This is a genomic window from Methylocella sp. (assembly GCF_044226135.1).
In the GTDB taxonomy this organism is placed as follows: Bacteria; Pseudomonadota; Alphaproteobacteria; order Rhizobiales; family Beijerinckiaceae; genus Methylocapsa.
Map to the genome: position 1 here is coordinate 1 of NZ_JBGAHM010000033.1, position 11857 is coordinate 11857.

Consider the following 11857-nt stretch of genomic DNA (forward strand, 5'->3'; position numbering starts at 1 on the left):
CGCCGCCGCCCAGGCCTGCGGCGCGCAGGCGACGGGATAGGCGGTGGGGCCGCGATGCGGCTTGCGGCTGAAGCCGCAGAAAAGCTCCGGCAGGCGCCGCAGGTCCTGATGCGTCCCGGCATCGAATATGGCGGAGAACACCTGCGCCGCCTCGCGCCCCAGCGCGTAGCGCGTAAAGCCAAGCGCGATCAGCGCGTTGTCATGCGGCCAGATCGATCCGTTATGGTAGGAGATCGGATTGTAGCGCGCCTCCGAGCTCGCCACGGTGCGCACGCCCCAGCCGCTGAAGAAGCTGCGCCCGAGCAGCGTGCGCGCCACGGTTTTCGCGCGCTCGGGCGAAGCGACGCCCGCGAAAAGCGCATGTCCGGCGTTGGAGGCGCGCACGCGGCAGGGCTTTTTTCGCCCGTCGAGCGCCAGCGCGTAAAGTCCCAGGTCCTCCTGCCAGAAGGCGTCCTCGAAGGCGTCGCGCAGCCGCGCAGCCTGCGCTTCGAGCCGCTCGGCGGCGCGGTCCTCGCCCAACAGCCGCGCGAGCCGCGCCGCATGCGTTTTGGCGCTAAAGACATAGGCTTGCGCCTCGCAGAGCGCGATCGGCCCTTCGGCCAGTTCGCCGTCGGCGTGGAAGATCGAATCATGCGAATCCTTCCAGCCCTGGTTGGAAAGGCCGTTCTCGGTTTCGCGCCAGTATTCGACGAAGCCGTCTCCGTCGCGATCGCCGAATTCGTCGATCCAGGTCAAGGCGGCGAGAAGGTTCGGCCAGATCTGGCGGATGAAGGCGAGGTCGCCGGTGCGCTCATGATACATGCCGGCCAGCATGAGATAGAGCGGCGTCGCGTCGACCGCGCCGTAATAGAGGCGAAACGGCACCTCGCCGAGGCGCGCCATCTCGCCGGCGCGGGTCTCGTGCAGGATCTTGCCGGGCTGGGCGTCGGCCTCCGGATTGAAATCCTCGGCCTGGGTGGCGCTGAGGTAGGACAGCACGCCGCGCGCGACCGCCGGATCGACCCACAGCAGCATCATCGCCGTGATCAGCCCGTCACGGCCGAAGGGCGTCGAATACCAGGGAATGCCGGCGTAGGGATAAAGCCCGTGCGGCGTGCGCGACATCAACATGTACAGATCGGAGGTCGAGCGCTGGCACATTTCATTGAACAGGTCGTTCGACGATTCGACGGTCGCGATCGCCGCCGTCTTGGCGCGGATCGCGCGCCTGCGGTCGCGGAAGGCCAGCGAGAACTGCGTGACCTTCGGCGTTTCATCCTCGCCGCAGCCCACCGTGACGAACATCGAGCTGCGCTCATGGGGACCGAGCCGCAGCGCGAAGGACGCGCGTTCATGGTCGGCCGCGACCGGCGCGGGAAAGAAGCGCAGCAGCGTTTCGCGCCTTACGCCGTCGAGCCCTTCATAAACGAAGGAGACGTCGCCGCCGGCGCGCCTGTGCGTGAGCCGCCCGCGTTTTTCGCGCCGCGCGCCGCGCGCCTCGAACAGGTCGCGGAAATCTGCGCCATAGCGAAGGTCGACGCGGAACTGGCGGCGCGCGCCGTCAAAATTGCGAAAGCCGATGCGCTCGTAAAGCGCGCCCTGCCAGATGAATTTCGCGCGCTCGATGAAGATGCTGTCGCGCGGCAGCACGATCGCGCCGTCACAGGCGACGTCCGGATTGGCGAGGTCGACGGAGAGGGCGACATTGTCGTCCTGCACCACCGAACTCAGGAGCAGGGGGCGCATGCCCTCGATCGACAGTTCGAGCCGCGACAGATAGCGCGTGTCGCGGAAATAGAGCCCTTCAGCCGTCTGGGCCGCGTCGCCGACGTCGCCGAATTCGTCGAAGACGGCAAAAGCGTCGCCATGCTTCAGGCTGCGCAGCTCGCTCTGCACCAGCGAGGCCGCGGATTCGATGTAATGCTCCGGAAGGTCGATCGCCGTCTCGGCGACGCCGTCGACGACGCGCGCATGTTCGGTCAATGTTTCCGCCTCCTCTGTGAGCGCACGGGCCGCCCCTGAACCGGCCGAAACACATGCGCCGGACCGCGGCGTCAGACCGCGGACGAAAGATCAGGGGTGAGACGCCAGCCGTCCGTTGCGGGCGGGCTCGTTCACGCCGTCGCGCGGCCAGACGACGCAGGGGCCGCTCGCCTCGAGCGGCGCTTGCGGCGCTGGGTCGAGAGTCTCGCGCGCGGCGCCGGCCGGCCTTCGCGCCAGAACGGCGCGGCGCCCAAGCAGCCTGCGATAGGCGCGCACATAGGCTTTCGCCATCTTCTCGGCGGTGAAGCGCCGCTCGAATTCGGCGCGCACGCCGGCGCGGCTCATATTCGAGACGGTTTGCACGGCGTCGACCGCCTCGTCGAGCGAGGAGACGACGACGCCGGTCACGCCGTCGGTCATGACCTCGGGCACCGAGCCGCCGCGCCAGGCGACGACCGGCGTCCCGGCCGACATCGCCTCGATCATGACGAGCCCGAACGGCTCCGGCCAGTCGATCGGAAACAGGAGCGCGCGCGCGTTTCCAAGGAAGCCGCTCTTCTGGCCTTCGTCGATTTCGCCGATGAACTCGATCAGCGGATGGTCGAGCATCGGCTCGATGGTCGACTTGAAATATTTCGTGTCGGCCGCGTCGACCTTGGCCGCGATCTTGAGTTTGACGCCGGCGCGCTTCGCGATCTCGATCGCGCGGTCCGGCCGCTTCTCCGGCGAAATGCGGCCGAGAAAGGCGAGATAGTCGCCGCCCTTCGCGTTGAACGGGCAGACCTCGCGCGGCAGGCCGTGGCCGATGTTGGCGAGCCAGTTGACGCTCTTTGGCATGGGCTTGCGCTGCGCCCTGGAGATCGAGACGAGCGGCATCTCGGGATAGGCTTCATAGAGCGGAATGGCGTCAGGAAGATCGAGCCGCCCGTGCAGCGTCGTCAGGCATTTGTCGGCGATGTCCTGAAACAGCGCGTTGGGCAGGAGATCGACATGGAAATGGATGACGTCGAAATCGTCGGCGCGGCGGCGCACCTCGCGCAGCATGGAGAGAGTGCTGCCCACATGGTCGCGGATGCCGGCAAGGCGCAGGCTGCGCGGCGCGCAGGCGACGAGTTCGGCCGCGGTGCAGGACTCGGCGCTCGCGAACAGGGTCGCCCGATGGCCCTGTCGCGTCAGCTCTTCCGCCAGCCAGGAGACGACCCGCTCGGTGCCGCCATAAAGCTTCGGAGGCACGGCTTCAGCCAGTGGAGCGACGAGCGCGACACGCATCTTGCTTCCTTTCGGTCGGATATGCGGCGCAAATGCTGCGGCCGCGCAGAAGTTCCGTCCACGCCCACGCGCGGCGAGTCCGCTCAGTGGACGCGCGCCCGGCGGACGCTTGCCCGGCGGACGCTTGCTCAACGGAAAATCGCGGCCTTCGCACGGCGCCGCCGAAGCGTGCGGCGCCGGCTCCGCGCGCGCCGCCGACATGCGGCGCCGCGAGCGCTTTCATATTATTTTCATAATATTCATGAGCCCTGCGCGGCGTTCAGGCGTCGGCGAAGAATTTTTCCTCCACGATGGCCGAGTTGCACAACAGGCTGATGCGCCGCTTCAGCGCCGCGCGGCGGTCGTTGGAGACATAGACGAGGCGGGCGAGGGAGACGAAGCGCTCGTCGAAGCGTCCGCCCTTCTCGCAGGCGCGCAGCGCGTCCTCGACGTCCCACAAAATCTCGTTCGCCCGCCGGAGCTCGCGCTCGAGCGCGCAAAACTCCTCGCCGCGCCAGCCGCGCGCGTCGCGCAGCTGGCGCAACAGGGCGAGCTCATAGCGGATGTTGCGCAGCTTCTCGGCCTCGCCGACGCGCCGCTCCTTGATTTCAAGGATGGTGATCTTGTCGATCAGCTCGCCCACGGCCGCCGGGATGCGGACAAGCTCGGGCCCGCCGCCGGAGGCCGCGCCCACGGACGCCCCGCCCCCCGCCGCCGCCATGATCGCCGCGCCTCCATGCGCCGCGTCGTCGCCGGGCGGACGCAGCTTCGCCGCGACGAGCGGCGCGACGGCCTGCGCGACGCGCGCGAACACCGGCGCCCAGTCGTCGCGCACGGTCTGGCGAAAGAGGCGCATGGACGGATACCAGGGCGAATCCTCGCGCTCGAGAAGCCAGCGCCAGTCCGCCGCCTGCCGCAGCGCGAGAAACGTCGGCCGCCCCAGAGCGCCGGCGAGATGGGCGACCGCCGTGTCCGAGGTGACGATGAGATCGCAATGCGCCATGACCGCGGCGCAGTCGAGGAAAGCGTCGGGGCCCGCGTCATAGGACGCGCCGAGCCCCTCGACCAGCATGGAGCCGTCGGCGCCCGTGACGTCGACGCCGTCGCCGCGCATCAGCGAAATCAGCCGCACGCCGGCGATCGCCTTGAGCGGCGCGAGCGCTTCGGGGGCAAATCCGCGCTTGAGATTGATCGCGGCGGAGCCGCGCCAGCAGACGCCGATGCGAAACCCGTCGTCGCCGAGCGTCTTCGCCCAGGCCGCGCAGGCCTCGGGGTCGGCGACGAGATAGGGGGTCGCGGCGGGAACGGCGCCAAGCTCCGTCGCGAAGCCGCGCGGCAGGCTCATCAGCGGGCAGGAGAAATCATAGGGGCCCGACGCCTGCGTCGCCTCGACGAAGCGCAGGCCGCCGCCAAGGCTGCGCAGCATCCGGCGCATCGACGCGCGGCAGATCAGGTCGACCCGCGCGCCGCGACGCTCCAGCATGGGGAGATAGCGGCAGAACTGGATGAGGTCGCCGAGCCCCTGCTCGTCATGCACGAGGATCGACTTGCCGGCGAGCTCCTCGCCGTTCCATTGCGGCGCGGCGCAGACGATCGGGCGCGCCGGCGCGTTGGAGCGGCTCCAGCGGCTCTCGAAATCCTCAAAACCTTCGCGCAGCCGGCCCTTCAGCAACAGGGCCCCAGCCCTGTTGTTGCGCGCGTCGGCGAAATGGGGACGGCTTTCGAGAGCCCGGTCGAAACAGGCGAGCGCGGCGTCGACCTCGCCCCGCTCCTTGAGCGCCACGCCAAGGCTCGACAAGGCCTCCGGATAATCTGGACGCAGCCGCAGCGCTTCATGATAGGAGGCGATCGCCTCGTCGAGCCGGTCGAGCTCCTGCAGCGCGTTGCCGCGGTTGAGCCAGGCGTCCGGCGCCTCCGGCCGCACGGCGATCGCGGCCTCGAGCGCGCCCAGCGCCTCGTCGGGACGGCCAAGGCGGCGCAGCGCCTCGCCGCGCAGGCCCTGCGCCTGGGGGTGACGCGGATCCTGCTTCAGCGCCTCCTCGCAGCAGCGCAGGGCCTGGTCGAGCCGGCCCCAGCGCAGGCAGATGTTGGCGCGGTTGACGAGCGCCGGCACGAACGCCGGGCGGATCCTGAGCGCTTCGGCGTAGGCCGAGAACGCCTCGTCGAGCCGGCCGAGCTCGTGCAGGATGTTGCCGCGGTTGCAGAGCGCCTCGCAATAGCGCGGGTCGAGCGCCAGCGCCGCGTCATAGGCGACGAGCGCGGCGGCGGGGCGCCCGAGCCCCTGCAGCGCGATGCCCCGGTTGAAATGCGCCTGCGGATAGCCGTTCGGCCGGCGCGCCGCGCGATCGTAGCAGGCGAGCGCCTCCTCGAGCCGGCCGAGCCTTTGCAGGACGTTGCCGCGATTGAGCTCGGTCTCCGGGTCCGGCGGGCCAAAGCCCGCCGCGGCCTCATAGGCCGAAAGCGCCTCGGCGAACCGGCCGAGCTTCTGCAGCGTCGAGCCCTTGTTGAAGAAGGCGCCGGCATCGTCGGGACGCAGCGCGAGAACGGCTTCGAAACAGGCGAGCGCCTCGTCGAGCCGGCCGAAACGTTCGAGCAGCGCGCCGCGGTTGGTCAGCGCCTCGCAATGGCCGGGCCGCAGCCGCAGGGCGTCGTCATAGGCCGCAAGCGCCTCCTTCATGCGGCCGAGGCTCTGCAGAATGACGCCGATCGAGAAGCGCGCGTCGGCGTCTTCGGGATCGAGACGGGCGAGGTCGTCGAAAGCGTCGAGCGCCTCTTCGGGCTGGCCGAGCCGCTGCAGCACCAGCGCCCGCGCCGACAGCGCCTCGAGATGATCGGGCTTCAGGGCCAGCGCGCGGTCGAACCATGAGAGCGCCTCGCGCGGGTCCGAGGCGTTGAAATGAATCAGGCCGAAGGCGTAGCAGGCGAGTTCGTCGCGCCGGGCGAGATCGGCGCAGCTTTCGAGTTCGGCCGCGGCCTGCGCGGCTTCGCCCGCCTCGAGCAGGGCGAGCGCCCTCGCGATCGCGACCTGAAGCGGCGACTCGCCGCGACCCTCCGCGCCATTGGCCGGCGCCTGCTCAAATTTCGACACGCTCGATGGTCTCGCTCGCAGGGCCGGTTCGCCCGGCCGGCGGAGCCCGAAGGCCTGACGTGGCGGCGCTCGAACCCGCCACAATCAGAAATCCGCAAGCTTTCGCCAGGCTGACGACGCCGAAGACGCCATGCGCATGGCTCGAACGGAACCATCCGCGCCGGCGGGCGTTGTGGCGAAATCGCGCCGCAATCGACGGGACCGCCTTGAACATCGACCAGGATTTTCGCGTCCTCGTGGTCGAGGACGAAGCCCTGATCAGCATGCTGATCGAGGACATGTTGTCAGACATCGGCTGCAGGAACGTCGACGTCGCGCCCTCCGTCGAAGCGGCGCTCGCGGCGCTCGAAAAGGCTGAGCCGCATTTTGCGATGCTCGACGTCAACCTCAACGGAAAGCGCAGCTTCCCCGTGGCCGACGCGCTGGCGTCGCGCGAGATTCCCTTTATTTTCCTGTCGGGCTATGGAGCGCAGGGACTCGACCAGCCCTATCGCGACGCAAAAGTCCTGCAGAAGCCGTTCCAGCTCGCCGAGCTCGAAACCTGCCTCGAGGACGCGCTCGGATAGGCGGACCGCCCTTCCCGCCGATGGCTGCTTGCGCCGCGCCGCCGGCGCCGGCATTGTTCGATCATGACGAGCCCCCTCGACAGTCCGGACTCCTCGCGCCAGGGCGGCCTCGCGCGGCTCAACGAGCGCTCGCGCGACATTTTCCGGCATATCGTCGATTCCTATCTCGCGAGCGGCGAGGCGGTCGGCTCGCGCCAGGTCTCGCGCCTGCTGCCGACGCCGCTGTCGCCCGCCTCCGTGCGCAACGTGATGCAGGACCTCGAGGAGATCGGCCTCATCTATGCGCCCCACACCAGCGCCGGCCGGCTGCCGACCGAGCTTGGCCTGCGCTTCTTCGTCGACGCCATGCTGGAGCTTGGCGACGTCGGCCCCGACGAGCGCGAGCAGATCGAGGCGCAGGTGCGCGCGCGGCCCCATGACGGCTCGCTCGAATCGGCGCTCGGCGACGCGATGAGCCTGCTCTCCGGCCTCACGCGCGGCGCAGGCGTCGTCGCCACCATGAAGGAGGATCTGCGGCTGAAGCAGATCGAGTTCGTGCGCATCGAGCCCGAACGCGCGCTCGCCGTGCTGGTCGCCGAAGACGGCTCGGTCGAGAACCGCATCCTGCGCATCCCGTCGCTGCTGCCGACCTCCGCCCTGATCGAGGCCGGCAATTTTCTCAACGCCCGCATCAAGGGCCGCACCCTGCCCGACGTCAGGTTCGAGATCGAGGCTTCGCATGCGGCGGCCGAGCAGGAGCTCGGCGAGCTCACCGCCCGCCTGATCGACGCCGGGCTCGCGAGCTGGGCCGACAGCGCCGGCGGCGGGCCGCAGCTCATCGTGCGCGGCCAGGCCAATCTTTTGCAGGACCTCACCGCGATCGAGGACCTCGAGCGCATCCGCCTGCTGTTCGCCGATCTCGAAACCAAGAAGGACGTGATCGACCTTCTGAGCCGCGCCGAAGGCGGCGAGGGGGTCCGCATCTTCATCGGCTCGGAGAACAAGCTGTTCTCGCTCTCCGGCTCCTCGATGATCGCCGCGCCCTTCCATGACGAGCGTCAGCGCATCGTCGGCGTGCTCGGCGTGATCGGCCCGACGCGGCTCAATTACGCGCGCATCGTGCCGATGGTCGACTACACCTCCAAGGTGGTGTCGCGCATGCTGCAGGGGCGGTGAGGCGCTTCACCCGGCCCCTTTGCCGCCCTTCGCCTCTTTAACGTCCTTCGCCTCTCTGGCGTCCTTTTCGGGCCGGTCGCGCCGGCCGAGCAGCGCGTTGCGGATTTTGCGCAGCTCCTTGCGCAGCGGCTTCGCCTCCTCGGCGGTGCGGCCCATGGCGCGCAGCAGCTCGGCGGGAATGGGCTTTGCGGCGCGGCGGACCTCGCGCCCCCTGTCGGTCAGGCGCACGCGCACCTGCCGCTCGTCCTTCGGGTCGCGCGCGCGGATGACGAGGCCCGCCGCCTCAAGCCGTTTCAACAGCGGCGTGAGCGTGCCCGAATCGAGAAACACGCGCTCGCCGATCGCCTTCACCGGCACGTCGTCCTGCTCCCACAGCACGAGCATGACGAGATATTGCGGATAGGTGAGGCCGAGCGGCGCCAGCAGCGTCGCATAGGCCCTGTTGACGGCGTGCAGCGTCGAATAGAGGGCGAAGCAGATCTGCTGGTCTATCCGGGCCGAGTCCTCGTCCGCCACGCCGCGCTCCTTGCCTCGATGGTCGCCCGATGTTAGCCGATCGGCCCGACGAGGGCCAAGCCGGTCGGGCGGCTTTCGCGGCGCCGTCCAGAAGAAAGCGGCGGCCGCGACGATTCAAAGGAGCTCGAATGACGCGCGCGCGCAGTTTCGGAGCGGCGATTGTCGCAGGGGTTTTCGCAGCCGCCCTCGCGCTCGCCGCCTCGGCGCCGGCGCGCGCCGAGGCCGACGGGCCGGATTTCTATCGCGTCGTCGGCCTGCGGCCCGGCGAATCGCTTTCCCTGCGCGACGCGCCGTCGGCGCAGGGGCGAACGATCGCCCATGTTCCGGCGGGCGCGCGCGTGCGCAACCTCGGCCGCACGCGCGGCGGCCTGAGCTTCGCCGAATGGGAGCGGGCGAGCCAGGCGCGACGGGCGGCGGCGCGGCGGACGACATGGCGGCTCGTCGAGCATCGCCGCGTCGCCGGCTGGGCGCGCGCGATCCATCTCGCCGAATAGGCTCAGCCCGTTTCGCGCAATTTCTTCAGCCGGTAGAGCGCTTCGAGCGCGGCTTTGGGCGAAAGCTCGTCAGGGTCGAGCGCGTCGAGCGCGTCGAGGGCCGGATCGACCGGCGCGGGGCCCGCCTCATAAGGGCGCCCCGCCTCCGCCGCGATCAGAACCGGCGCGGCCGAAAACAGCGGCAGGTCGGCGACGAGCCGGTCGGCGCGGCTCATCCGGTCCTGCGCCTCGAATTCGGCGAGCAGCAGCTTCGCCCGCGCCGTGACCGAGGCCGGCAGGCCGGCGAGCCGGCCGACCTGCACGCCATAGGACTGGTCGGCCGCGCCTTTCTGGATCTCGTGCAGGAAGGCCACCTCGCCGTTCCACTCGGCGACCCGCACGGCGAGGTTTTCGACCCGCTCAAGGCTGCCGGCGAGCCGCGTCAGCTCGTGGAAATGGGTGGCGAACAGGGCGCGCGAACGGTTCTCGCCATGAAGATGCTCGAGCGCCGCCCAGGCGATGGCGAGCCCGTCGAAGGTCGCCGTGCCGCGCCCGATCTCGTCGAGAATCACGAGCGAGCGCTCGCGCGCGCAGTTCAGGATCGCCGCCGTCTCGACCATCTCGACCATGAAGGTCGAGCGCCCGCGCGCGAGGTCGTCGGAGGCGCCGACGCGCGAGAACAGGCGGTCGACGACGCCGATCTCGGCGCGGCGCGCCGGAACGTAGGAGCCCATCTGGGCCATCACGGCGATCAGCGCGCACTGGCGCAGATAGGTCGATTTGCCGGCCATGTTCGGGCCGGTGACGACGGCGAGCCGCCCGCCCTTCCCCGCCTCGCCCGAAAGGTCGCAGTCATTGGCGACGAAAGGCGCGCCGGCCCGCGCCAGCGCCGCCTCGACCACCGGATGGCGCCCGGCCTCGATGCGAAGCTTCAGGGACCGGTCGACCGCGGGCCGCGCCCAGCCGCGGTCCGCCGCCTTTTCGGCGAGCGCCGCCGCGACGTCGACGACGGCGAGCGCGCCGGCGGCGGCCTGCGCCGCGTCCTTTCCGGAAAGCAGAAGCGCCGCGAGCTCGCCGAAAATCGCCTCCTCGCGCGCGCGCGCGGCGTCGGCCGCGCCGGCGATCTTCGCGTCGAGCGCGGCGAGCTCCCCGGTCGAGAAGCGCATGGCGTCGGCCATGGTCTGGCGATGGATGAAGGTGGCGTCGAAGGGCGGCCGCAGCAGCTTTTCGCCCTGCGCGCGCGGCGCCTCGAGAAAATAGCCGAGGAAATTGTTATGGCGCAGCCTGAGCTGGCGCGTGCCGGCGAGCTCGCCATAGCGCGCCTGCAGCGCGGCCACGATCTTGCGCGTGTCGTCGCGCAGCGCCCGCGCCTCGTCGAGCGCCGCGTCGAAGCCCGCCCGCACGAAGCCGCCGTCACGGCGGTTCAGGGGCAAATCGTCGCCAAGCGCCGCGGCGAGCCGCGCGACCGGCGCGGGATCGAGCGCGGCCATGGCGGCGGCGGCTTCGGCGAGTTCGTCCGGCGGGTCGTTCGCGGCGAGGGTTTCTCCGAGCGCCTTCGCCGCGGCGAGCCCGTCGCGCAGCGCCGCGAGGTCGCGCGGGCCGCCCCGATCGAGCGCGAGCCGGGCGATCGCGCGGGCCGGATCGGGCGCGGCCTTGAGCGCGGCCCTGACGCCGGCGCGCAGCTTCGCCGCGTCAAGGAAAAAGCCGACCGCGTCGTGGCGCCGCGCGATCGCCTGCGGGTCGACGAGCGGCGCGGCGAGGCGCTCGGCGAGGAGCCTGCCGCCCGCCGCCGTGACCGTGGCGTCCAGGGCTTCGAGCAGCGAGCCTTCGCGCGCGCCAGACTGGGCCCGCACGAGTTCGAGGCTCGCCCGGGTCGCGGCGTCGATCTCCATATGGGCGCCGCGCGCGACGCGCGCCGGCAGCGCGAGCGCGGGCCTGGCGTCGAACTGGGTGCGCTCGACATAGAGCAGCGCGCAGGCGGCGGCGGCGACTTCGGCCGGCGTCAGCGCGCCGAGGCCGTCGAGCGTCGCAAGGCCATACCAGCCGCAGAGGCGGCGCGCCGCGCCGGCGGCGTCGAGCGCGCGGCCGAGCGCGACGAGCGGCGGGGCGGCGCGTTCGGCGAGCGCGCGCAGCGCCGGCCGTCCGGCGAGCGCGTCGGGCAGCACGATCTCGGCCGGATCGAGCCGCGCGATCTCGGCCTCAAGCTCGGCCTCGCCCGTTTCGCCGACCAGAAACTCGCCGGTCGAGATGTCGAGCGCGGCGTAGCCCAGGACCTCCTCGCCCCTTGCGCCGGGGACCGCCGCGAGCGCGAGCAGCCGGTTGGCGCGGGCGGGATCGAGCAGCGGGTCCTCGGTCAGCGTGCCGGGCGTCACGAGGCGGCGCACCTCGCGCCGCACCACCGATTTGGCGCCGCGCTTCCTGGCCTCGGCCGGGTCCTCGACCTGCGCGCAGACGGCGACGCGAAACCCCTTCGAGATGAGCCGGTGCAGATAGTCCTCGGCGCGCTCGACCGGCACGCCGCACATCGGAATGTCCTCGCCGCGATGCCGGCCGCGCTTGGTCAGGGCGATGCCGAGCGCTTTGGCGGCGATCTCGGCGTCCTCGAAGAACAGCTCGTAGAAATCGCCCATATGGTAGAAGAGCAGCGAGCCGGGATTTTCGGCCTTGATCTCGAGATATTGCGCCATCATCGGCGAGATCTTCGCCGCCTCCGGCGCTTTCCCCGCCGCGCCTGCGCCCGCCGCGCCGGCGCGCGGCGTCGCGCCGTCGTCCCGGTCCGTTTCTTCGTCTGCGACGCGCTTCAGCATGGCGGCAGGCTAGCAAAGACGGCGCAGGCGCGCATCGCCCGC

Annotated in this window: 8 protein-coding genes; 3 read left to right on the forward strand and 5 right to left on the reverse strand. The window is 70.5% G+C overall.

Translation table 11 applies throughout. From position 1 onward, the window contains the following. The 3 genes from ACILRB_RS12720 to ACILRB_RS12730 all read right to left on the reverse strand — a co-directional run. A partial coding sequence (locus ACILRB_RS12720; protein WP_395666663.1) for a glycogen debranching N-terminal domain-containing protein occupies positions 1 to 1962 on the reverse strand: 1962 nt, incomplete at its 3' end. A 90-nt stretch (positions 1963 to 2052) separates the two neighbouring features. Continuing rightward, on the reverse strand, positions 2053 to 3231 hold the full coding sequence (locus tag ACILRB_RS12725) for a glycosyltransferase family 4 protein (RefSeq protein WP_395666664.1): 1179 nt from the start codon (positions 3229 to 3231) through the stop codon (positions 2053 to 2055). Between the two features lie 259 nt (positions 3232 to 3490). Then, positions 3491 to 6298 (reverse strand): tetratricopeptide repeat protein, encoded by a 2808-nt coding sequence (locus ACILRB_RS12730; protein ID WP_395666665.1) that lies wholly within the window; start codon positions 6296 to 6298, stop codon positions 3491 to 3493. A gap of 206 nt (positions 6299 to 6504) precedes the next feature. Here ACILRB_RS12730 and ACILRB_RS12735 point away from each other — a divergent pair, with 206 nt between their 5' ends. Both ACILRB_RS12735 and hrcA read left to right on the forward strand, forming a co-directional pair. Next, entirely contained in the window at positions 6505 to 6864 is a 360-nt protein-coding gene (locus ACILRB_RS12735) for a response regulator (RefSeq protein WP_395666666.1), read from the forward strand. 63 nt (positions 6865 to 6927) lie between these two features. Next, entirely contained in the window at positions 6928 to 8019 is a 1092-nt protein-coding gene (gene hrcA / locus ACILRB_RS12740) for a heat-inducible transcriptional repressor HrcA (protein ID WP_395666667.1), read from the forward strand. A 6-nt stretch (positions 8020 to 8025) separates the two neighbouring features. Here the strand turns inward: hrcA and ACILRB_RS12745 are convergent, their stop codons facing one another. Then, positions 8026 to 8535, reverse strand: a complete 510-nt coding sequence (locus ACILRB_RS12745; RefSeq protein ID WP_395666668.1) for a MarR family winged helix-turn-helix transcriptional regulator — start codon at positions 8533 to 8535, stop codon at positions 8026 to 8028. 128 nt (positions 8536 to 8663) lie between these two features. Between ACILRB_RS12745 and ACILRB_RS12750 the strand changes: the two genes are divergently transcribed. Further along, positions 8664 to 9029 carry a hypothetical protein gene (locus ACILRB_RS12750; protein ID WP_395666669.1) on the forward strand — a complete coding sequence of 122 codons (366 nt, stop codon included), beginning with the start codon at positions 8664 to 8666 and terminating at the stop codon, positions 9027 to 9029. 2 nt (positions 9030 to 9031) lie between these two features. Here ACILRB_RS12750 and mutS read toward each other — a convergent pair whose 3' ends face one another. Then, a complete protein-coding gene (gene mutS / locus ACILRB_RS12755; RefSeq protein WP_395666670.1) occupies positions 9032 to 11815 on the reverse strand; it encodes a DNA mismatch repair protein MutS in 2784 nt (927 codons plus the stop codon). Positions 11816 to 11857: the final 42 nt, after the last annotated feature.